Below are 21,714 nucleotides of genomic sequence, written 5' to 3'. Positions count from 1 at the left end.
CGAGCGGGGGCGGGTCGTTGAGCCGGGTGTGCCGCGCCGGGGCGCGGCGGCAGTCGGAAGCGGCCTGAGGGAGTCCACGGTGTCCACCGTCACCAACCCGTTCACCGGTGCCTACGCGCCGGTGGAGGAGGAAGTCACCGCCTTCGACCTGCCCGTCACCGGCACCCTCCCGCCGGAGCTCAACGGCCGGTACCTGCGCAACGGGCCGAACGGGATGCGGGCGGAGGACCCCAGGCCGCGGCACCTGTTCGCCGGGTACGCCATGGTGCACGGGGTGCGGCTGCTCGACGGGCGGGCCCGCTGGTACCGCAACCGGCTGGTCCGCAGCGCCGCCGTGGCCGAGGCCCTCGGCGAGCGGCCGCGCCCCGGCGCCGCGCCGCGGATCGCCGACGTGGCGCCCAACACCCACGTCATCGGGCACGCCGACCGCACCCTCGCGCTGGTCGAGGGCGGCTTCCGCCCGTACCGGCTCTCTTACGAGATCGAGACGGTGGGCGCCGACGACTTCTGCGGCACGCTGCCCGGCGGGTTCGCCGCCCACCCCAAGCTCGACCCGGTCAGCGGCGAACTGCACGCGATCACCTGGCAGCGGGACGACTGCGAGCGGCTGCGGCACCTGGTGGTCTCCCCGCAGGGCGCCGTCGTGCGCTGCGTGGACATCCCCGTCCCGCACCGGCCGGTGGTCCACGACATGGCGCTGACCCGGAACTTCGCCGTCGTCTTCGACCTCGCCGCGCGGGTCGGCACCGCCGACAACCTCGCCCGCAGGACGTATCCGGCCCGCTGGGACGGCGCCCGCGGCGCGCGGATCGGGCTGCTGCCCCGCACCGGGAGCGAGGTCGCCTGGTACGAGGTCGAGCCGTGCTTCGTCTTCCACGCGCTCAACGCCCACGAGGACGGCCCCCGGGTCGTCGTCGACGTGGTGCGCTACCCGAGGATGTTCGTGGACGGCGCGCTGCACGGCCAGAGCAGCCCCACCCTGGACCGCTGGAGCGTGGACACCGTCACCGGCAGGGTCACCGAGAGCCGTCTGGACGACCGCCCGCAGGAGTTCCCGGCGGTCAGCCCGGCGGTCGTCGGCGCCGCCCACCGCTACGGGTACGCCACCGTGGCCACCGACCTGCTGCGCCACCTCGCCGCCGCCGACTCCCTCGACGCGCTGCCCCCGGAGGCCGCCGGCGACGCCCTGATCAAGCACGACCTGACCCGGCAGTCCAGCACCGTACGGCGGTTCGGCGCCGGCCGCTACGCCGGCGAGGCCGCCTTCGTCCCGCGGCAGGGCGCCCGCGCCGAGGACGACGGCTACCTGCTGGTCTACGTCCACGACCCCGAGCGGGGCGCGAGCGACCTGGTCGTCCTCTCCGCGGAGGACTTCACCGGCGCCCCGCTCGCCACCGTGCACCTGCCGGTGCGGGTACCGGCGGGCTTCCACGGCAGCTGGATCCCCGACCCCCTCTGAGAGGCATCCATGACCACCACGTCACCGACCCCGGCCGAGGCCGTCGCCCGGCTGCGCGCGACCTTCCGCACCGGCCGGACCAGGCCGCTCGCCTGGCGCACCGGGCAGCTGACCGGGCTGCGCGCCCTGATGACCGAGAACCGCGAGGAGATCACCGCCGCGCTCCACGCCGACCTGCGCAAGCCGCGCGCCGAGGCGGAGGCCCTCGAAGTCGACTTCACCGTACGGGAGATCGACCACACCCTGCGGCACCTGGAACAGTGGCTGCACCCCGAGCCGGTGCCCGCCGCCGCGCTCACCCGGCTGCCCCCGGGCTCGACGGCCCACACCCGCCACGACCCGCTCGGGACGGTCCTGGTGATCGCGCCCTGGAACTACCCGGTGCAGCTGGTGCTGGTGCCGCTGGTGGGCGCGATCGCCGCCGGCAACACGGTGCTCACCAAGCCGAGCGAACTGGCGCCCGCCTGCTCGGCCCTGCTCGCCAGGCTGCTGCCCCGGTACGTCGACCCGCAGGCGGTCACCGTGGTGGAGGGGGACGGCGGGACGACCGCCGCGCTGCTGGCCGAGCGCTTCGACCACATCCTCTACACCGGGGGTGCCGGCCACGGCCGGGCGGTGCTGCGGGCCGCCGCCGAGCACCTGACCCCCGTCACCCTCGAACTGGGCGGCAAGTCACCGGTGTTCGTGGACCGGGGCGTCGACCTCGACGTGGTCGCCGACCGGGTGGCCCGCGCCAAGTTCGTCAACGCCGGGCAGACCTGCGTGGCCCCGGACTACCTGCTGACCGACCCGGACACGGCCGAGGCGCTGGAGGGTGCGCTGGCCCGGGCCGTCACCGCCCTGTTCGGCCCGGACCCGGCCCGCTCGCCCGCGTACGGACGCCTCGTCAACGAGCGGCACTTCGACCGGGTCGCCGCCCTCCTGGACTCGGGGCGCACCGTCTTCGGCGGGCAGCACGACCGCGCCGACCGCTACATCGCGCCGACCCTGCTGGCCGAGGTGAAGCCGGACGCCCCGGCCATGCAGGAGGAGATCTTCGGCCCCGTCCTGCCGATCGTCGAGGTCGCCGACGTCGGCGAGGCGATCGCCTTCGTCAACGACGGGGAGCACCCCCTGGCGCTCTACGCCTTCACCGAGGACGCCGAGGCGCGCCGCCGCCTGGCCGAGGAGACCGCCTCCGGCGGCCTGAACTTCGGCCTCCCGCTGGCCCACCCGGGCATCCTGGAGCTCCCGTTCGGCGGCGTGGGCGAGAGCGGCTTCGGCCGCTACCACGGCCGCTGGTCGCTCGACACCTTCAGCCACCGCCGCGCCGTCCTGGACGTCCCGCTGGGCTGAGGAGGCGCAACGGGCGGCCGGGGCGCGCGGCGTAGAGGGCCGGGCATGACGACCCCGCAGCCGCTCGGCCCCCTCTCCCGCACCGCCCTGGCCGTCGCCCGGGTGCGCGCCTACGAGAGCTCCCGCCCCGACCCGCTGTTCGCCGACCCGTACGCCGCCGCGTTCGTCGCCGCCGCGGGCCTCGACCTGCCGTCCGGCGGGCCGGCGAGCGGCCTGGCCAGGGCCCTCGCCGCCCACGGCGTCCTGCGCACCCGCTTCTACGACGAGCGGCTGCTCGCGGCCGGCGCCGACCAGGTGGTGCTGCCGGCGGCCGGCCCGGACGCCCGCGCCCACCGGCTGGACCGGCCGGCCGGGACCAGGGTGTTCGAGCTCGACCTCGACCCGGTGTCGGCCTTCAAGGCACAGGTGCTGGACGGGCTCGGCGCCGTCCCGCGCGCCGGGCGCACCGTCCTGCCCGCCGACCTGCTGGAGCCGGGCCGGCCCGACGGGCTGGTCGCCGCGGGCTTCGACCCGGCGCGGCGCCCGGTCTGGCTCGCCGAGGGGCTGCTGGTCCACCTCACCGCCGAGGAGGCGGCCGGGCTGCTCACGGCGGTGGCCTGGCCGGCCGCCCGGGCAGCCGCCTCCTGCTGGAGCAGGGCCGGGACCTGAGCCGTACGCCGGACGAGCCCACTCCCGCCCACCTGACCGGCCTGTGGCGCGGCGGGCTCGGCCCGGCGACCGACGCGTGGCTGGACGGGCACGGCTGGACGGCGGAGGTCACCACGCTGGTCCGGCTCGGGGAGGCCTACGGGCGTCCGCCGCCGGACCCGTCCGCCACGACGGCCTTCATCGAGGCGGAGCGGCGCGCCGAGCGCTGACCCCCGCGCCGGACCCGGGGTGGGCCCAGGCCCGACGGGGGGGCTCAGGCCGGCCGGGGCGGCCAGCTGTCCGGGGCCAGGACGCCGGTGGCGTAGGCCCGGGCGACCAGGGCGGTGCGGTTCGGCACCCGCCAGCGGCGGGTGAGCCGGGCCAGGTGGTAGTTGACCCCGTCCGCGGTGACGCCGATCTCCCGGGCGATCTGCGCGGTGGTGTCGCCGCGGGCCGCCGCGGCGAGGATCCGGGCCTCGACCGGGCTGACCTCGACCCGCGGGCCCGGCGGCGGGGCCTCGTGCGCGGGGTCCGCCGCCCGGAGCGACAGCAGCAGCCACGGGGTCTGATCCGGGGTGTCGCCGACCAGCTCGACGGTCATCACCCCGTGCCGTTCGCAGCCGCCGGCGGGCGTCCAGGACACCCGGGCCGGGTACTGCGAGCGGCGGTGCAGCCGGACGGCCTCGGTGAGCGCCTCCAGGGTGCCGCTGTCCCGCAGGGTGAAGAACTCCAGGATCTTCCGTTTGCGCAACTGGCCCGGGAGGCAGCCGAATTCGGCCGCCATCGCGCGGTTGACGATCAGGATCCCGCCGCCGAACTCGCACACCGCGATGGGCAGCGGCACGTGGTCCAGCAGCCGCAGCGCCCGGTTGCGCCAGATCACCGCCGCGTCCAGGCGGCTGCCCGGCTCGGGCCCGCAGCCCTCGGTGGTCCGCATCCGTGGTCCTCCTCCCCGGGGCCAGTGCTGACGGTCCGTGGGCAAGCCCGGCACCGACCCGGGTACTACACAATCATGTAGTGATCGCGCTCCGCTGCCCGGCCCGGTGGGCGCACAGTGGAGGCCGCAAGCATTCCGCCGTGGGAGGGGAACACCGATGACCGAGACCGTGGAGAGCAGGACCGAGGACGAGCGGGCGGGCGGGGCCGCGGGCGCCGTCCCCGTGGTGGACATCTCGTCCGCCCCGTCGGGCACCGTGCCGGTCCTGCGCACCATGGAGCTGGCCAGAGCCCACGGCCCGGCGTTCGTCCAGCGGACGCACGGCCGGGACCTGATGGTCGTCAGCAGCCTGGAGCTGGTGGAGGAGCTGGCCGACGAGACCCGGTTCACCAAGTCGATCGGCCCGGCCCTGGAGAACGTCCGCCGGTTCGCCGGCGACGGCCTGTTCACCGCCTACAACGACGAGCCCAACTGGGCGCGGGCACACGAGATCCTGATGCCCGCCTTCGCGCTCGGCTCGATGCGCACCTACCACCCGGTGATGCTGCGGGTGGCCCGCCGGCTGGTCGAGTCCTGGGACCGCCGGGAGGCGGCCGGACTGCCGGTGGACGTACCCGGCGACATGACCCGGATGACCCTGGACACCATCGGACTGGCCGGCTTCGGCTTCGACTTCGGCTCCTTCACGCGCGAGGAGCCGCACCCCTTCGTCGACGCGATGGTGCGCTGCCTGGAGTGGGCGATGACCAAGTTCACCCGCGACCCGGACGGCGACCACCGCGAGCGCGACGCCGCCTTCCAGAGCGACGCCGACTACCTGGCCGCCGTGGTGGACGAGGTGATCGCCGCCCGCGCCGCGGAGGACGTCCAGGGCCCGGCCGAGGACCTGCTCGGCCTGATGCTCGGTGCCGTCCGCCCCTCGGACGGCACCCGGCTGGACGCCGAGAACATCCGCAACCAGGTGATCACCTTCCTGATCGCGGGCCACGAGACCACCTCGGGCGCGCTCTCCTTCGCGTTGTACTACCTGACCAAGCACCCGACCGTGCTGCGCCGGGTGCAGCGCGAGGTGGACGAGCTCTGGGGCGCCGAGCCGGACCCGGAGCCCAGCTACGAGGACGTCGGACGGCTGCGCCACACCCGCCAGGTGCTCAACGAGGCGCTGCGGCTGTGGCCGACGGCGCCCGCGTTCAGCCGGGAGGCCCGTGAGGACACCCTGCTCGGCGGCCGCATCCCGCTGCGCGCGGGGGAGACGGTCTTCGTCTCCACGCCGATGCTGCACCGCGACCCGGCGTGGGGCGACAACCCGGAGCTGTTCGACCCCTCCCGCTTCGACCCCGAGGACGAGCAGGCCCGCTCGCCGCACGCCTTCAAGCCCTTCGGCACCGGTGAACGCGCCTGCATCGGGCGGCAGTTCGCGCTGCACGAGGCCGTGATGCTGCTCGGCATGCTGGTCCACCGCTACCGGCTGATCGACCACGCCGACTACCGGCTGGCCATCAAGCAGACGCTGACCATCAAGCCCGACGGCTTCACCCTCGGCCTCGCCCGGCGCACGCCCGTCCGGCGCGCCGCAGCCCCCGCCGCCCCCGCTGCCACCAGCGCCGCCACGGCGGCCCCGACGGCCGACGATCGCCCCCGGCGGGTCCGCCGCGGGACGGGCCTGCTGCTCCTGCACGGCTCGAACTACGGCGCCTGCCGGGAGCTCACCCGCCGGCTCGCGGAGGCCGCCGCCGACCTCGGCTGCGAGACGGCGGTCGCGCCGCTGGACGCCTACGCGGACGGGCTGCCCACCGACCGGCCGGTGGTGATCACCGCGGCCTCGTACAACGGGCAGCCGACCGACGACGCGGCGCTGTTCGTCCGCCGGCTCCGGGAGGAGCGCGCGCAGGGCGCGGCCGAGGGCGTCGCGTACGCGGTGCTCGGCATCGGCGACCGCACGTACGCCGCGACGTACCAGCGCGTCCCGGCGCTGATCGACGACCGGCTCGCCGCGCTCGGCGGCACCCGGCTGCTGCCCCGCGCCGAGGCCGACGCCTCCGGCGATCTGGCGGGCACCGTACGGCAGTTCACCGAGGCGCTGTGCGAGGCCCTGCTGGCGCGGCACGGGGACGCCGGGGCCCCCGCCGGGGAGCAGCCCCCGGCGGCCTACTCGGTGACCGAGGTGACCGGCGGCCCGCTGGCCGCGCTGGCCGCCCGGCACGACATGGCGGAGCTCACCGTCACCGCCGTCGGGACCCTGACCGACCCCGGCTACCACCGGGTCAAGCGGCTGGTCCGGCTGGCCCTGCCGGAGGGCACCGGCTACCGCACCGCCGACCACCTCACCGTGCTCCCGGCCAACGCCCCGGAGCTGGTCGAGCGCGCCGCCAAGCTGTTCGGCGCCGACCTCGACACGGTGCTGTCCGTCGTGGCGCACCGGCGCACCGGGCCGGCCTTCGACCGCCCGCTGACGGTGCGCGAACTGCTCACCCGCCACGTGGAGCTCCAGGACCGCCCGAGCCCCGAGCAGCGCGCCGCGCTGGCCGCGCTCAACCCCTGCCCGCCCGAGCAGGCCGCGCTGCGGGCCCTGCCCGCGGACGACCCGCGCACCCTGCTGGACCTGGTCGAGGACCACCCGGCGCTGCGGGAGCGGCTCAGCTGGCCGGTGCTGCTGGAGCTGCTGCCGCCGATCCGGCCGAGGCACTACTCGATCTCCACCTCGCCGGCCGGCGACCCGGGCCGGGTGGAGCTGATGGTCTCGGTGCTCAGCGGGCCGGCCCGATCGGGCCGCGGGGACTTCCGGGGCACCGGCTCCGGCTACCTCGACCGGGTGGCCGTCGGCGACACGGTGCTGGCCCGGGTCCAGCCCTGCCGGGAGGCGTTCCGGATCGGCCACCGCACGCCGGTGGTCATGATCGCGGCCGGCACCGGCCTGGCGCCCTTCCGGGGCGCCGTCGCCGACCGCCGGGCGCTGCTCGCCGAGGGGGCCGCCCTCGCCCCGGCGCTGCTCTACTTCGGCTGCGACGCCGCGGACGCGGACTACCTGCACCGGGACGAGCTGGAGGAGGCCGAGCGGGCCGGCGCGGTCTCGCTGCGGCCCGCCTTCAGCGAGCGGCCGCAGGACGGGCGGCGCTACGTGCAGGACCGGATCGCCGCCGAGGCGGCCGAGGTCTGGGAGCTGCTCGACGCGGGCGCCGAGGTGTACGTCTGCGGGGACGGCGCCCGGATGGCGCCCGGCGTGCGGGCGGCCTTCCGGGCGCTGTACGCCGAGCGGACGGCGGGCGCCGACGAGCAGCGGGCGCAGGCCTGGTTGCAGGGGCTGATCGAGGCGGGGCGGTACGTCGAGGACGTGTACGCGGGCTGACCGGGGCCGCCCCGCTGACGGCCGCCGGCCTGCCGCACCCCCGGTGCGGCGGGCCGGCGGCCGGCGGCCCGTACGGCCGGCTCAGTACACGCTGACCTGGTACGCGGACAGCGCCGCGTTGACCGGCTGGTAGAAGGTCGTCCCGCCGGAGGTGCAGTCGCCGCTGCCGCCCGAGGTGAGGCCGAGCGCCTTGGTGCCGTCGTACAGCGGACCGCCCGAGTCGCCGGCCTCGGCGCACACGTTGGTCTGGATCAGGCCGCGGACGGTGCTGCCGTCGGTGTAGCGCACGGTGGCGTTGAGGCCGGTGACGCTGCCGCCGTGGGTGCCGGTGGTCGAGCCGGTGCGCTTGACCGACTCCCCGACGTAGGCGTCCGGGGCGGAGGTGAAGCCGCCGGGGTGGCTGAGGGCGCTGTTGTCGTAGCGGACCAGCGCGTAGTCGTGGCCGGGGAAGGTCGAGCTGACGGTCGGTCCGATCCGGGTGCTGTGGGCGGCGTCGGTGTACCAGTCGGGGGCGACGTTGCCGCAGTGCCCGGCGGTCAGGAAGTAGTGGGTGCTGCCGCTGGCCACGTTGAAACCGAGCGAGCAGCGGTACTGGCCGCCGTAGATGGCGTCGCCGGCGGCGAGCAGCGGGGTGAACGTGCCGGGCACCCGGTGGACGTCGACGGCGGCGGCGCCGGGGCCTGCGGCGGACATCAGGCGGGCGAGCGAGGCCGGGGTCACGGTGCTGTCGGCGGTCACCACGACGCGTCCGGCGGCCTCGTCGACGTACCAGGCGGTGCCGTCGATCTCGGCGTTCAGGATCGCGTCGCTGACCGCCGCGAGCTGTTCGGGCTGGGCGGTGCCGACGGGTGTGGCGGCGGCTCCGGGGGCGGCGACCGCGGTGGCGGTCAGCAGGCCGAGCGTCGCGGCGAGCAGGCGGAAGCGGCGCGTGGTGCGGGTGCGGGGCATGGTGCGCATGGTCCTCACCGATCTCCTTCCGAAGGGGAGACGGCCCTGAGGGTTGGGGCCGTGAAGCGCGGTCAGGCGGTGGGCGGACCCCGACCGGTGCTCTCCGGAAGCCCGGCGATGATCAGCTCCTGATCGGCGCTGACCGGAAGTATGAGGAAACGGACCGTTCGGGACAAGCTTCCTGATGGGGTGTCGGCGGACCCGCAGGCCCGGGAGTGAGGCTGCGGGTCCGCCGTTCGGCGGCTGCCGGGGCGTGCCGCCCGGGCGGGCGCCGGTGCGGGGCCGGACGGGCGCCGACCGCGGCGGAGGGCGCGGTGGAGGGCGCGGTGGAGCGGGCAGGGCGGGGCGCCGTGGAGGGCGCGCAGAGCACTCCGAGGGCGCACATCGCCGACCGGAGGAGCGCGGCGGGCCCACCCACGCGGGCGTGGCAAGGGGGCGGAGCGCCAGGCGCTCCGCCGCGCGAGCCGGTGCGGGAGGCCGCCGGGCACGGCGCCCTCGGCCGCCACCGGGCGGGCGCCCGACCCGGACGGCCGCGCGCCCGCCCCTCGGGGGCGGGCGCCGCGACTACGTCAGCAGGAGGACGGTAGGGCGACCACTCACGGGCGACCGACCGGGCGGCTGCGCAGCAGGACGGCCGCCTCGCGGTCGGTGACCTCGTGGAACTCGCCGTACCAGGGCCCGGCGGCGTGGGCGTAGCGGGGCAGGTGGAGGCAGACCACCGCGTCCACGTCCCGGCGCAGGTCGGCCGCGATCCGGGCGTCGCAGACCGGCGCCGCCAGGACCAGCCGCTCCGGGTGCTCACCGGCGAGGGCGTGCAGGGCGGCCCGGGTGGTGAGGGCGTCCGTCAGACCGTCGGAGACCAACACGGCGGTGCGCCCCTCCAGCGGCGGCCGGGGGCGGTCCTGGTGGTAGAGGGCCTCCCGGCGGTGCACCTCGACCCGCTCCCGCGTGACGCTCGCGTCCAGTTCGGCCGCGGTGACGCCCAGGTCCTCCAGGGCGTACCGGTCGAACAGGGGCGGGTCGCCGTCGGCGATCGCGCCGACCGGGCGGTCGTGGCCGGGCACGGCCAGCGGCCGGACCACCGTGGCGTCGAGCGGGGCGTCCAGGGCCGCGGCGACCTGAGCGGCCACCGGCAGTCCGCCCGGGGCGACGCCGAGCACCACCACCCCGCGTCCGTTCCGCTCCTTCAGCAGCGGGACGAGCCTGCGGGCCAACTGGTGCCCGGCGGTGCTGCGGTCGGGGAATCTCACGGGCCCGGTCCTCACTCCTCCACGCGTTCGGGCGCCCGGTCGGGTCGGCCGAACCGGCGGGCTCCGGCGACCCCGCCACCGGGGCGGCTGCCCCGTCCCGCCGGGCTCTAACGCCGTCCGACGCCGGGACGCGCACACCACGGTGCGCAGGGGCCACGGGGCGGCCGGTCCGCACGGGCGCGCGGGACGCGGCGCACGGGTGCGCGGGGGGCTCCAGGTGTGCCCGGGCGGGATCAGGGCAGGCGCGCGGCATGGACGGCCTACGGACGGCGCAACCCTCCCTGCCGGCGGTGCGCGCGGGCACGTCCGTCCGTGCCGTCCGCACCGCCCGGCCCGGTGCGGGCGATGATGGCCCGGACGGCGCCCCGCCGTCCCCACCGGACCGGGAGCGAACCATGCCAGGGTCAGCCGAGCACCACCGCGAGCCCACCTCCGCCCAGGACGGGTCCGGCGCCGGGCCGTGCGGCGGCGAACCCGGGGAGCTGCGCGTCGAGGTGGCCGACCGCGGGGCGGTGCGGATCGTCACCGTCGACGGGGAGCTCGACCACGACAGCGCGGACGGGCTGCGCGCGGCGCTCGCCCGGCCGGCGCCGGGGGACGGCATCGAGCGGATCGTGGTCGACCTCGCCGGCCTGCGGTTCTGCGACTCCATCGGGCTGAACCTCCTGCTGCGCGCCCGGCTGGAGGCGCAGGCGGCGGGCGTGGGCCTGGAACTGGCCGGACCCGGGCGGCTGATGGCGCGGCTGCTGGCGATCACCGGTGCCGACCGCGTGCTGCGGGTCCACCCCGACCTCCGCACGGCCCTGGAGGCCTCCGGGGAGGAGCCCGCCGGACCCGCCGGACCGCCCGAGCCGAGGTGAGGAGACCGGTCGTGGACCACCCCGGGAACGGTGGGCCTGCAACCCGCGAGCAGACCAGGAGGCTGGCGCTGGAGGGCAGCGTCGGCGCGGTGCAGCGCAGCCGTGAGTTCAGCCGGCGGGCGCTGGTGTCCTGGCGCTGGCTGCCGGCCCCCGACGAGCGCCGGCGGGCGGCGGCCGAGGACGTCCTGCTGATGGTCTCCGAGCTGGTCACCAACGCCTGTCTGCACGCCCCCGGCGGCCCGCGCGAGCTGCGGCTGCGCTGGAACGGCGCCCGGCTGCGGGTGGAGGTCGCGGACGCCAGCCCCGTCCCGCCGCGGCTGCGCCCGTTCGCCGGAGCCGGCCGGCCGGGCGGGCACGGGTTGCGAGTGGTGGACCGGCTGGCCACCGCCTGGGGCTCCCGGCCCGAGGACGGCGGGAAGCTGGTCTGGCTGGAGGTGCGGCGGCCGACGGCCCGGTCGGCGGACGGCAGCGCGGAGCCGGAGCGGACGGGCTGACGGCGGCCGACGGGCGGGCTGGGCGCTCGCCGACGGACGGGCTGGCGCCGCACCGTGCGGGCTGGGTGTCGCTCCGCCTCCACCCGGGGTTTCCGGGGCGCCGCGCCGGATAGCCGCCGGTGCGAGGGTGCGGACCGGCCGCCCGGGCCGGGGCCGCCCCACACGAGAGGAGCAGCGCGCCATGGGGCACCGCCCGTCCGGGAGCCGGAGTCGTCCGACCGTCCAGCGGCCCGAGGGGCTGACGGTCGAGATCCGGCCGTGGGCCCTGGGCGCCGTGCTGGTGCTGCTCGGCGAGCTGGACCTCGACTCGGCGGGCGACCTGCGGACCGCGCTCGACCGGGTCCTCGCGGAGGCCGGCGCCGTGGTCGTGGTGGACTGCGCGGGGCTGGAGTTCTGCGACTCCACCGGGCTGAACGCCCTGCTGCGGGCCCAGGCCCGGGCCGCCGCGGCCGGCCACCGGATCGAGCTGGCCCGGCCCCGGCCGCTGATCCTGCGGATGCTCGAACTCACCGGCGCCACGGACGCCTTCCCGGTCCGCGACAGCGCCCCGGGCTGAGGACCGCTGCCGTCCTGCCGGTCCGCGACAGCGCGCCGGGGCCGGGTGCCCGGGAGAGCGCGCCGGGGCCGGGTGCCCGCTGCCGCCCTCCCCGCGTGTCACCCCCGGCCCGCGGTGGCAGAGTGGGAGCAGGGCGGCGCCCCGCCGCCCTCGGGGCCGCGGGTGCCCGCAGGCGCACCCCGGCCGTGCGAGCGATCCGGACGGTGGACGGATGGACGAGCACCCGGTGGCCGGCGCCCCCGCACCCGACCCGGCGGAGCAGGCGCTGCGGCAGTTGCTCTCCGGGCTGACGGCGGTGCGCGACGGGGACTTCCGCACCCGGCTCGCCCTGGACCGGCCCGGGGTGCTGGGGGAGATCGCGGCCGTCTTCAACGGCATGGCCGACCAGCTGGCCCGGGTGACCTCCGAGGTGACCAGGGTGGCCCGGGAGGTCGGCACCGACGGGCGGCTGGGCGGCCAGGCCCACGTGCCGGACGCCACCGGGACCTGGCTGGACCTGACGGACTCGGTGAACGCGATGGCGGGCAACCTGACCTGGCAGGTGCGCAACATCGCCCAGGTCACCACGGCGGTGGCGCGCGGGGACCTCACCCAGAAGATCGAGGTGGACGCGCGCGGGGAGATCCTGGAGCTCAAGAACACCGTCAACACCATGGTGGACACCCTGTCCTCGTTCGCGGACGAGGTGACCAGGGTGGCCCGGGAGGTCGGCAGCGAGGGGCGGCTCGGCGGCCAGGCCCGGGTGCCGGGCGTCTCCGGGACGTGGCGCGACCTGACGGACTCGGTGAACGCGATGGCGGGCAACCTGACCTGGCAGGTGCGCAACATCGCCCAGGTCACCACGGCGGTCGCGGAGGGGGACCTGACCCGCAAGATCGACGTGGACGCGCGCGGGGAGATCCTGGAGCTCAAGACGACCATCAACACGATGGTCGACCAGCTGTCCTCGTTCGCGGACGAGGTGACGAGGGTGGCCCGGGAGGTCGGCAGCGAGGGCAGGCTCGGCGGCCAGGCGGACGTCCGCGACGTCTCCGGGACGTGGCGCTCGCTCACCGAGTCCGTCAACGTCATGGCCGACAACCTCACCGCCCAGGTCCGCGCCATCGCCGAGGTGACCACCGCCGTCGCCGAGGGCGACCTGACCCAGAAGATCCGGGTCGACGCGCGCGGGGAGATCCTGGAGCTGAAGGAGACCATCAACACGATGGTCGACCAGCTGGGCTCCTTCGCCGACGAGGTGACGCGGGTGGCGGGCGAGGTGGGGACGGCGGGGAACCTGGGCGGGCAGGCCACCGTCCGGGGCGTCTCCGGCACCTGGAAGGACCTCACCGACAACGTCAACGTGATGGCGTCCAACCTGACCGGCCAGGTCCGCTCGATGTCCGAGGTGGCGACCGCGGTGGCCCGCGGGGACCTCTCCCGGAAGATCACCGTCGAGGCCAAGGGCGAGGTCGCGGCGCTCGCCGACGCCATCAACACCATGGTGGACACGCTGTCCGTCTTCGCCGACGAGGTCACCAGGGTCGCCCGGGAGGTCGGCACCGAGGGCATCCTGGGCGGCCAGGCCCGGGTGCCCAACGTCGCCGGGACGTGGAAGGACCTCACCGACAACGTCAACTTCATGGCGCACAACCTGACCAGCCAGGTGCGCAACATCGCCCAGGTCACCACGGCGGTCGCGGAGGGGGACCTGACCCGCAAGATCGACGTGGACGCGCGCGGGGAGATCCTGGAGCTCAAGACCACCGTCAACACGATGGTCGACCAGCTGTCCTCGTTCGCCGCCGAGGTGACGAGGGTGGCCCGGGAGGTCGGCAGCGAGGGCAGGCTCGGCGGCCAGGCGAGGGTCGAGGGCGTCTCCGGGACCTGGAAGCGGCTCACCGAGAACGTCAACGAGCTGGCCGGGAACCTCACCCGGCAGGTGCGGGCGATCGCCGAGGTCACCAGCGCCGTCGCGGCCGGGGACCTGACCCGCTCGATCAGCGTGGACGCCTCCGGCGAGGTCGCCGACCTCAAGGACAACATCAACGCGATGGTCGGCTCACTGCGCGAGACCACCCTGGCCAACCAGGAGCAGGACTGGCTCAAGACCAACCTGGCCGGCTTCTCCGCCGCCATCCAGGCCCGGCGGGACGTCCGCGCCGTCGCCGAGATGATCACCGACGAGCTGACCCCGCTGGTGGGCGCCCAGTACGGCGCGTTCTACCTCGCCGAGGAGGGCGCGGACGGCACCGAACTGGCCCTGGTCAGCGCCTACGGCCGGCCGGCCGGCGAGCACCGGCGGCTGCGGCTGGGGGAGTCCCTGGTCGGCCAGGCGGCCCGGAGCCGGCGCACCGTCGCGGTGGACGAGCTGCCGCCCGGCTACGCCACCGTCTCCTCCGGCGCGGGCGGCGCCGACGCGCGCTCGCTGGTCATCCTGCCGATCGCCCTGGAGGAGTGGCTGATCGGCGTGATGGAGTTCGCCTCCCTCCACTCCTTCACCCAGGTCCACCGCGACTTCCTGGCCCAGTTCGCCGAGACCTGCGGCGTCAACCTCGGCAACCTGCTGGCCAACGCCCGCACCGACGAGCTGCTCGGCGAGTCCCGGCGGCTCACCGCCGAACTCCAGGCACGCTCGGAGGAGTTGCAGGAAGGGCAGGAGGAACTCCGGCGCTCCAACGCCGAGTTGGAGGAAAAGGCGGCGCTGCTCGCCCAGCGCAACCGCGACATCGAGGCCAAGAACCTGGAGATCGAGCAGGCCCGCCAGGAACTGGAGGAACGGGCACGGGAGTTGACCCGCGCATCGCTCTACAAGTCGGAGTTCCTGGCGAACATGAGCCACGAGCTGCGCACCCCGCTGAACAGCCTGCTCATCCTCGCCCAGCTGCTCGCCGAGAACAGCGGCGGCAACCTCACCGCCAAGCAGGTCGAGTACGCGGGCGTGATCCACTCGGCCGGCACCGACCTGCTCCAGCTCATCAACGACATCCTCGACCTCTCCAAGGTCGAGGCCGGGAAGATGGACCTGGCCGTCGAGCCGTTCACGGTCCGCGAGCTGCTGGAGTACGTGGAGTCGGCCTTCCGGCCGCTGGCCGACCAGAAGGGGCTCGCCTTCGAGGCCTCCGTCGATCGGGCCGTGCCCGAGCGGATCGTCACCGACCAGGGGCGGCTGCGCCAGGTGCTGCGCAACCTGCTCGCCAACGCCGTCAAGTTCACCGACACCGGCCGGGTCGGGCTGCGGATCGAGCGCGTCGGGGAGGAGGACCTGCCGCCCGGGCTCGGCCGGACGCCCGCCGCGGTCGCCTTCCACGTGGACGACACCGGGATCGGGATCGACCCGGACCACCTGGACACCATCTTCGGCGCCTTCCAGCAGGCCGACGGCTCCACCGCGCGGCGCTTCGGCGGTACCGGCCTCGGGCTGTCGATCAGCCGGGAGCTGGCCAGACTGCTCGGCGGCACCATCACCGTGCGCTCCGAGGCGGGGCAGGGCAGCCGGTTCACGCTCTACCTGCCGCTGGGCGAGCCGGCGGCGGCCGACAGCCCCGAGCCGCGGGTGCTCGTGGTGGAGCCCGACCCGCCGGGGCTGCTCACCCAGCTCGCCCGGACGGCGGGGGGCGGGCGGGGCCCGGGCGCGCCGGGTGCCCTTGCCTCCCCGGGCTCCCCGGAACCCCCGGACTCCCCGGACGGCGGGACGGCGGCGGCGGTGCGGGTCGACGGGGTCGGCGACGAGGCCGGGCTGCGGGCCGCGCTAGCCGACGGTCCGTACCGCTGCGTCCTGCTGGACCTGGTCGGGTCCGCGGACCTCGCCCCGCTGCTCGGGGGGCTCGCGGCCGCGGGCACGCCGGTGCTCGGGTACGGGGTCGGCGGCGCGCCGCCGGAGGGCGTGGAGCGGGTCGACGGACTGGACCGGCTGCGGGCACGGGTGGTCCGGGCGCTCGGCGGTCCCGGGGCCGCCGGGGGCACCGGTCCGCCGGAGTCGGAGGCGGCGGAGGGGGCCGAAGCCCTCCCGTCGGCCCCACCCGCGACGGGTCCGCTCGCCGGGCGGACCGTCCTGGTCGTGGACGACGACATCCGCAACGTCTTCGCCCTGACCGCCGCCCTGGAAGCGCACGGCCTCGGCGTCCTGCACGCCCCCGACGGCCGGGCCGGGCTCGACCTGCTGCGCGCCCATCCGGAGACCGACCTGGTCCTGATGGACGTCATGATGCCCGGGCTCGACGGCTACGCGGCCATCGCGGCGATCCGCGCCGACGCGCGCTTCGAGCGGCTGCCCGTCATCGCCGTCACCGCCAAGGCCATGCCCGGCGACCGGGACCGCAGCCTGGCCGCGGGAGCCGACGACCACGTCACCAAGCCGGTCGACACCGGGCGGCTGCTGGCGCGGATGCGGACCTGGCTGGCCGCGTCATGACGGCGGCCCGCCGTTCCCGGCGCACCGGCCCCGTGGCCCGGCCCCCGGGTGCCGCCGCCCGGCCGGGTGCCGCCGTCAGGCCCCGGGGCGGGTCGTGACCGCCGAGCAGGAGTCCGCGGAGCGCACCGCCCGGGCGCTCGCCGAGACGGTCCGCCGCCTGCGGGCCGCCACCGCCCGGGCGCACGCCGAGGCGCGCAACCGGGCCGCCGTCGACCTCGCCACCGGCATCCTGGCCGAGCGGCTGGGCCTGTCGGTCGCCGAGGCCGCCGCCCACCTCGCCCGGCTGGCCCGGGAGGCGCGCGTCCCGGTGCTCGCCCTGGCGGCGGACATCGCCGGGCTGCCGGACCCGGGGACGGCCCCGGCGCTCGCACCGTCCGGTCCCGGTGCCACCGCCGTCGCCGCCGCCGTTCCGGGTGCCGCCGAGCCGTACGGGGCCGGCCCGCCCGTCGCCCCCGCCCTCGCCGGCGCAGCCGACCTGCGACGCGCCGCCGGGGCCGTGCTGGACCAGGCCGCGGCGGCGCTCGGCGTCCGGGCGGTGGCCGTCTGGCAGCGGCTGCCCGGCGGCGCGCTCGCCCTCGCCGCCCAGGCCGGGCTCTCCGCCGAGGAGGCGGCCGGCTGGGCCCGGGTGCCGCCGGGCGTCCCCACCCCGGCCCAGCTGGTCGTCGGCGGCCGAGCCGAGCTGTGGCCCGGCGAGCCGGGGACGGACGGGCCCTCGGTGGGGGCCGGCACCGCCCGGGCGGTCCTCCCGCTGGTCGACCGGCGCCGCCGCCGCGGCGCGCTGGAACTTCTCTGGCCGCAGGACGGCCCGCCCGTCGCCCTCGGCCCGGCCCACCGCCGCGAGCTCTGCGCCCTCGCCGACCTCTGCGCGACCCTGCTCGGCCCGCCGCCCGAGCCGGTGGCCCCCGAGGAGGCCGAGGCCCTCCTGGCCGGGCTGCCCGCCCCGGCGCTGCTGCTCGCCCCCGTCGTCCGGGCCGAGCGGACCGCCGACTTCACGGTGCTGCGGGCCAACGCCCGGTTCCGCGACCCGCTCGGCCGCCCCCGCGACGCGCTGGAGGGCGCCTCGGTGCTGGAGACCTACCCGGTCGCCTGCGCCGGCGGACTGTTCGACCGGCTGCTGCGCGCGTACGAAACCGGCGTGCCGGCCGCCGCGGAACCGGTCCGGCTGCCCTTCCGGGAGCACGGCCCGAGCGTCCCGGTGGCCGTCCTGCTCTCCGTCCTCCCGCTCGGCGACCGGCTGCTGCTCTGCTGGCAGCTGGACGACGAGGGCGAGGACGACGAGCGCAGCGCCCTGCTGCACCAGGCCCAGCGGCTGGCCCGGGTGGCCGGGTTCGAGGAGCGCTCCGGCGGGGGGCGGATCCGCTGGAGCGACGGGCTGCGCGAGTTGTACGGCCTGCCGCCGGACGCGCCGCCGGTACCGCTGGACCGGCTCGCGCGGCACGCCCACCCCGACGACCGGCCGGCGATCCGGCGCCTGCTGGACACCGTCCGCCACCACCACCGCACCGCCTCCGCGGTGGTCCGGCTGGTCCGGCCCGACGGCACCCACCGCTTCACCCGGGTGATCGCCGAACCGGTGGTGGACGAGGCCGGCCGGCTGGTCGCCGTCCGCGGGGCGTACCACGACGTCTCCGCCCAGCACTGGACGGAGGTCGCCCTCGGCGCCACCCGCGAGCGGCTGGCCGACTCCGAGCAGGAGTCCGCCGAGCGGGCGCAGCTGGCGCTGCGGCTCCAGCAGGCGATCCTGCCCGCCGCCCCGCCCCCGCTCGGCGTCACCGGCCTGCACGCCGCCGTCCGCTACCGCCCCGCCGCCCAGCGCGACCGGGTCGGCGGCGACTGGTACGACGTGCTGGTGCTGCCCGACCGTCGGGTGCTGCTCGCCGTGGGGGACGTGGCCGGGCACGGCGTCGGCGCGGCCACCGGGATGGTCGCCCTGCGGCACGCGCTGCGCGGCCTCGCCGTCACCGGCGCCGGCCCCGGCCGGCTGCTGGCCTGGGCCAACACCGTCACCCTGCGCGAACCCGGGCAGGTCACCGCGACCGCCGTCTGCGTCCTGCTGGACCCGGTCAGCGGCGAACTGCGCTGGGCCCGGGCCGGCCACCTGCCGCCGATCCGGCTCGGCCCGGAGGGCGCCGAGGTGCTGCCGCTGCCGCACGGCGTGCTGCTCGGCGCGCTCGACGACGCCGAGTACGAGGAGCACACCGCCCGGCTGGACCCGGGGGACGTCCTGCTGCTCTACACCGACGGCCTGGTCGAGCGCCGGGACCGCCCGGTGGAGGAGTCGGTGGAACAGCTGCTCCGGGCGGCCGGCGCCCCCGGCCCCGACCTGGAGCAGTACCTGGACCGACTGCTCGAACTCAGCCCGGCGGACACCGACGACGACACCTGCCTGATCGCCGTCCAGACCGAGTAGCACCGCACGGCGCGGCCGCCGCGCCCCGCCGGCCGCCCGACCGCGGCCGTTAGGGGCGGGTGCGACCGGGTAGGCGCGAGCGGACAGGGGGGCCGATCGAGAGCAGGAAGGAAGGGATTCCCATGGTGCTGCTGGGACTTCTCCTGATGGCGGCCTCCGGCGCGTTCGTCGGACTGCTGATCGCGGACAACCTCTCCGGCGGGCCCGACTACCAGGTGACGATCCTGGGCAACGACCTGGTGGTGCTGAACAGCCTGAGCATCTTCCTCGCCGGGGTGGCCCTGGCGCTGCTCTTCTGCCTCGGCCTCGCGCTGATGCGGCTGGCCCGGCGCGTCCCGCGCCGGACCCGACCGGCCCGGACCCCGGAGGACCAGGCCGCCGCGCAGGGCGGCCGCCTGCGCCACCGGGCCGGCCACTGAGCCGCCGCCCCCGGGGCACCGGGCCGGGCCCGGCGCCCCGACGGACTTCTCGACGTCTCGTCGTCGAGGGCGGTCCCGCCGAGCCGGCGGGGCCGTCGGCTGGTCCTCCGGAGTGCGGCACCGACGTGGCCCGGGGCCCGGAGCCGGGCCCTGACGGCCGCCGGGCCGGTCAGTGCGGCCCGGCGGGCACCACGCGCCAGGAGGGTTCGAGGGGGAGCAGGTGGCCGGTGAGGGTGAGGACGTCGGTGGGGACGGCGGCGCGGGGGAGCAGGGCGGGGAGGTGGCGGGCGGTGTAGGCGTGGTGGGCGGCGGGGGTGGTCCAGAAGCCGGCGACGAGGTAGCGGTCGGCGGCGAGGCGGGTGACGGCGCCGCCGAGCATGCCGTCCGCGGCGGCCATGCCCGGCGCCCAGAGGTCGCGTTGGACGTCGAGGAAGTGCTCGGCGCGGCCGGGGCGAAGGCGGCAGTCGGCGGCGCGCAGGACGGTGGCGCGGGCGAGGGCGGCGGAGAGGGAGGGGGCCGCGCCCGGCATCGTGAGCACGACCGGGCCGGCGGCGGCCTCGACGGCCGTGTAGCTGGAGCGCTGTCCGGCCGACGCGGCGACGCCGTCGTGGCGCTCGCGCATGAAACGGGCGTACGCGGCCTCGTCGGCCCACAGGGCATGCAGGAGGGCCCGGTCCGTGTCGGGCTTCCAGCCGCCGACCTGGCCCGCCAGGCCCGGCTGGTCGGTGATCGCCGACCAGCGTCGCTGGCCGGTGGCGAACGCCTCGCGTGCTCCGGGCCGTACCCGGCAGTCCGATCCATTTGCCGAACATGCGGGCCATCATGCTGCCGGGAGGCGGCGGGGCGTCAATCGGGCGCAGGTCCCGGGGACGGTCGGGCCGCAGGCGTAGGCCGCGGCGCGTGGGCGGATGTTGCAGAAGCCCGTCACCGCCGCCCTGTGCGCCGCCGGGCGGGGGTGGGGGCAGGAACGAAGCACCCCGCCTGCCGGACCTGGTCGTGATCCCGGTCTTCCCCGGCGTGAACGCGCCGGACGTGGCCGGGCCCGCCCGGATCCTCGCGCTGGCCGACCGGCTGCACCGGCTCACCCCGGGCGAGGTGCTCGACTGACGGCCACGGCCGGGCGCGGTCCGTACCGCGCGGCCGTGGACGGCCCGGAACACGGCGCCCGGGGGCGGTGGTTCAGAGCGCTGCGACCGGGGGCAGGCGGTCCAGGATGCGTTCCATGCCGCTGGTCCAGTTCGCCTCCAGCGCGGCGACGGCCTGGTCGAGGTCGCCGTCCAGCAGGCACTGGGCGATCCGCTCGTGCTCCTCGGCGGCGCGTTCGAGGATCTCGTGGTCGCCGACCACCACCCGCTCGTAGCGGTGCAGGGTGAGCTTCAGCGACTCGATCATCTCGCGCAGGCGGGCGTTGGCGCAGCCGGAGAGCAGCAGGGCGTGCCAGGCGTCGTCGTAGCGCTCGATGGTGCCGTGCGGGGCCTGCGGGGCGGAGAAGGCGCGGGCCTCCGCGAGCAGCCGGGGGGCGATCTCGGCGAGGTGCGCCGGGTCGGAGGTGCGCAGGGCGAGCGACTCCAGCGCGATCACGATCGCGGTGAGGTCGAGGAACTCCTGCTTTCCGGTCGGCGCGAAGCGGAAGCCCTTGCCGCGCTCGCTGGTGACGATGCCCTCGCGCTCCAGGCTGATCAGGGCCTCGCGCAGGGGAGTTCGGCTCACGCCCAGCTCCTCGGCGAGCTGGACCTCGTTGATCGACTCGCCGGGGGTGAACCGGCCGCGGCCGAGCTGCTCCAGGAGTTCGTCCTTCACCTGCTCGCGCAGCGGACGCCGCTCGATCGCCATCGGGCTTCCCTTCTTCCTCGGTCCGTAGCGTACCGGCCGGGCGACCGACCCCCACGGCCGGTCGCCCGCAGCCGTCGACAGCCCCCGCCGGTCAGGCGGTGCCGGCGCCGTCCACGGCGATGACCGCCCCGCTGACGAAGGCGGCGGCGTCGCTGGCCAGGAAGGCCACCGTCTGGGCGATGTCCCGGGGTTGGCCGATCCGGCCGAGCGGGCGGTCGGCGGCGTCGGTGTAGAAGGCGTCGGGGCTCTCGCCGAGCTGGCGGGCCTCCTCGGCGAGCATGCCGGTGTCGGTGTCGCCCGGGCAGACGCAGTTGACCCGGATGTTGTCGGGGCCGTGGTCGATCGCCATCGCCCGGGTCATGTTGACCACCGCGCCCTTGGAGGCGCAGTAGGAGACGGCCCGGCCGCCGCCCCTGATGCCCCAGCCGGAGCCGGTGTTGACGATGCTGCCGCCGCCGTTCGCGGCCATCAGCGGCACGACGAGGCCGCTGAGCAGCATCACCGAGCGGACGTTGACGGCCATCACCAGGTCCCAGTCCTCGTCGGTGATCTCGGTGACGGTGGAGCGGCGGATGATGCCCGCGTTGTTGAACAGCACGTCCACGCCGCCGTGTTGCTCCACGGCGGTGTGCACGGCCCGTTCGCAGTCGGCGCGCCGGGAGACGTCGCAGCGCACGAAGGTGCCGCCGACGGCCTTGGCGGCCTCCTCGCCGCGGTCGGCGTCCAGGTCGAGCAGGACGACGGCGGCGCCGAGTTCGGCGAGCAGGGCGGCGGTGGCCCGGCCGATGCCGGCGGCGGCGCCGGTGACGATGGCGCGCTTGCCGTGCAGGTCGATCATGGGGGGCTC

The 21,714-nt window shown here is 76.5% G+C and carries 15 protein-coding genes and 1 pseudogene; 10 read left to right on the top strand and 6 right to left on the bottom strand.

Annotation, left to right across the window (positions count from 1 at the left end; genetic code table 11):
- Positions 1 to 79: 79 nt before the first annotated feature.
- Genes ACH5AR_RS09875 through ACH5AR_RS09865 form a run of 3 tightly spaced genes read left to right on the top strand, consistent with a single transcriptional unit; the run spans position 80 to position 3,442 of the window.
- Positions 80 to 1,459 carry a carotenoid oxygenase family protein gene (locus ACH5AR_RS09875; protein ID WP_396300859.1) on the top strand — a complete coding sequence of 460 codons (1,380 nt, stop codon included), beginning with the start codon at positions 80 to 82 and terminating at the stop codon, positions 1,457 to 1,459.
- A gap of 9 nt (positions 1,460 to 1,468) precedes the next feature.
- The gene (locus ACH5AR_RS09870; RefSeq protein WP_396300858.1) at positions 1,469 to 2,794 is read left to right on the top strand and encodes an aldehyde dehydrogenase family protein; all 1,326 of its coding nucleotides are present in this window, start codon (positions 1,469 to 1,471) and stop codon (positions 2,792 to 2,794) included.
- 45 nt (positions 2,795 to 2,839) lie between these two features.
- The gene (locus ACH5AR_RS09865; RefSeq protein ID WP_396300857.1) at positions 2,840 to 3,442 is read left to right on the top strand and encodes an SAM-dependent methyltransferase; all 603 of its coding nucleotides are present in this window, start codon (positions 2,840 to 2,842) and stop codon (positions 3,440 to 3,442) included.
- A 253-nt stretch (positions 3,443 to 3,695) separates the two neighbouring features.
- Here the strand turns inward: ACH5AR_RS09865 and ACH5AR_RS09860 are convergent, their stop codons facing one another.
- Complete coding sequence (locus tag ACH5AR_RS09860; protein ID WP_396300856.1) at positions 3,696 to 4,358, bottom strand: helix-turn-helix transcriptional regulator; 663 nt, start codon at positions 4,356 to 4,358, stop codon at positions 3,696 to 3,698.
- 157 nt (positions 4,359 to 4,515) lie between these two features.
- Between ACH5AR_RS09860 and ACH5AR_RS09855 the strand changes: the two genes are divergently transcribed.
- Positions 4,516 to 7,704 (top strand): bifunctional cytochrome P450/NADPH--P450 reductase, encoded by a 3,189-nt coding sequence (locus tag ACH5AR_RS09855; protein WP_396300855.1) that lies wholly within the window; start codon positions 4,516 to 4,518, stop codon positions 7,702 to 7,704.
- A gap of 81 nt (positions 7,705 to 7,785) precedes the next feature.
- On the opposite strand, the gene ACH5AR_RS09850 is transcribed toward ACH5AR_RS09855, so the two are convergent.
- Together ACH5AR_RS09850 and ACH5AR_RS09845 are read right to left on the bottom strand one after the other, a co-directional pair.
- Complete coding sequence (locus ACH5AR_RS09850; protein WP_396300854.1) at positions 7,786 to 8,670, bottom strand: S1 family peptidase; 885 nt, start codon at positions 8,668 to 8,670, stop codon at positions 7,786 to 7,788.
- Positions 8,671 to 9,248: 578 nt separating this feature from the next.
- Complete coding sequence (locus ACH5AR_RS09845; RefSeq protein ID WP_396300853.1) at positions 9,249 to 9,902, bottom strand: phosphoribosyltransferase; 654 nt, start codon at positions 9,900 to 9,902, stop codon at positions 9,249 to 9,251.
- A gap of 395 nt (positions 9,903 to 10,297) precedes the next feature.
- On the opposite strand from ACH5AR_RS09845, the gene ACH5AR_RS09840 reads away from it, so the two are divergent.
- From ACH5AR_RS09840 to ACH5AR_RS09815, 6 genes are all read left to right on the top strand, one after another.
- A complete protein-coding gene (locus ACH5AR_RS09840) occupies positions 10,298 to 10,762 on the top strand; it encodes an STAS domain-containing protein (RefSeq protein ID WP_396300852.1) in 465 nt (154 codons plus the stop codon).
- 11 nt (positions 10,763 to 10,773) lie between these two features.
- The gene (locus ACH5AR_RS09835) at positions 10,774 to 11,256 is read left to right on the top strand and encodes an ATP-binding protein (RefSeq protein WP_396300851.1); all 483 of its coding nucleotides are present in this window, start codon (positions 10,774 to 10,776) and stop codon (positions 11,254 to 11,256) included.
- 181 nt (positions 11,257 to 11,437) lie between these two features.
- A complete protein-coding gene (locus ACH5AR_RS09830) occupies positions 11,438 to 11,812 on the top strand; it encodes an STAS domain-containing protein (protein ID WP_396300850.1) in 375 nt (124 codons plus the stop codon).
- Between the two features lie 211 nt (positions 11,813 to 12,023).
- The gene (locus ACH5AR_RS09825; RefSeq protein ID WP_396300849.1) at positions 12,024 to 16,205 is read left to right on the top strand and encodes a HAMP domain-containing protein; all 4,182 of its coding nucleotides are present in this window, start codon (positions 12,024 to 12,026) and stop codon (positions 16,203 to 16,205) included.
- Between the two features lie 94 nt (positions 16,206 to 16,299).
- Positions 16,300 to 18,615, top strand: coding sequence for a PP2C family protein-serine/threonine phosphatase (locus ACH5AR_RS09820; protein WP_396300848.1), 2,316 nt, complete (start codon positions 16,300 to 16,302; stop codon positions 18,613 to 18,615).
- A gap of 122 nt (positions 18,616 to 18,737) precedes the next feature.
- Positions 18,738 to 19,034: a hypothetical protein gene (locus ACH5AR_RS09815; RefSeq protein WP_396300847.1), complete on the top strand. Its 297-nt coding sequence runs from the start codon at positions 18,738 to 18,740 to the stop codon at positions 19,032 to 19,034.
- Positions 19,035 to 19,203: 169 nt separating this feature from the next.
- On the opposite strand, the pseudogene ACH5AR_RS09810 reads toward ACH5AR_RS09815, so the two are convergent.
- The 3 genes and pseudogenes from ACH5AR_RS09810 to ACH5AR_RS09800 all read right to left on the bottom strand — a co-directional run.
- Positions 19,204 to 19,812 (bottom strand): annotated as a pseudogene (locus ACH5AR_RS09810) (DUF4937 domain-containing protein); the annotation flags it as partial.
- A 401-nt stretch (positions 19,813 to 20,213) separates the two neighbouring features.
- Positions 20,214 to 20,867, bottom strand: a complete 654-nt coding sequence (locus tag ACH5AR_RS09805; protein ID WP_396300846.1) for a GntR family transcriptional regulator — start codon at positions 20,865 to 20,867, stop codon at positions 20,214 to 20,216.
- A gap of 91 nt (positions 20,868 to 20,958) precedes the next feature.
- A complete protein-coding gene (locus tag ACH5AR_RS09800) occupies positions 20,959 to 21,705 on the bottom strand; it encodes an SDR family NAD(P)-dependent oxidoreductase (protein ID WP_396300845.1) in 747 nt (248 codons plus the stop codon).
- Positions 21,706 to 21,714 lie beyond the last annotated feature (9 nt).

This window comes from Kitasatospora sp. NPDC018619 (genome assembly GCF_044391605.1).
Lineage (GTDB): Bacteria > Actinomycetota > Actinomycetes > Streptomycetales > Streptomycetaceae > Kitasatospora.
This window is presented reverse-complemented; position numbering and strand designations above follow the sequence as displayed.

Excerpts from the sequence above, each read along its gene's own strand:
- ACH5AR_RS09805 (WP_396300846.1), bottom strand. The coding sequence starts at position 20,867 with ATGGCGATCGAGCGGCGTCCGCTGCGCGAGCAGGTGAAGGACGAACTC.
- ACH5AR_RS09830 (WP_396300850.1), top strand. The coding sequence starts at position 11,438 with ATGGGGCACCGCCCGTCCGGGAGCCGGAGTCGTCCGACCGTCCAGCGG.
- ACH5AR_RS09855 (WP_396300855.1), top strand. The coding sequence starts at position 4,516 with ATGACCGAGACCGTGGAGAGCAGGACCGAGGACGAGCGGGCGGGCGGG.
- ACH5AR_RS09825 (WP_396300849.1), top strand. The coding sequence starts at position 12,024 with ATGGACGAGCACCCGGTGGCCGGCGCCCCCGCACCCGACCCGGCGGAG.
- ACH5AR_RS09800 (WP_396300845.1), bottom strand. The coding sequence starts at position 21,705 with ATGATCGACCTGCACGGCAAGCGCGCCATCGTCACCGGCGCCGCCGCC.
- ACH5AR_RS09815 (WP_396300847.1), top strand. The coding sequence starts at position 18,738 with ATGGTGCTGCTGGGACTTCTCCTGATGGCGGCCTCCGGCGCGTTCGTC.
- ACH5AR_RS09860 (WP_396300856.1), bottom strand. The coding sequence starts at position 4,358 with ATGCGGACCACCGAGGGCTGCGGGCCCGAGCCGGGCAGCCGCCTGGAC.
- ACH5AR_RS09865 (WP_396300857.1), top strand. The coding sequence starts at position 2,840 with ATGACGACCCCGCAGCCGCTCGGCCCCCTCTCCCGCACCGCCCTGGCC.
- ACH5AR_RS09870 (WP_396300858.1), top strand. The coding sequence starts at position 1,469 with ATGACCACCACGTCACCGACCCCGGCCGAGGCCGTCGCCCGGCTGCGC.
- ACH5AR_RS09840 (WP_396300852.1), top strand. The coding sequence starts at position 10,298 with ATGCCAGGGTCAGCCGAGCACCACCGCGAGCCCACCTCCGCCCAGGAC.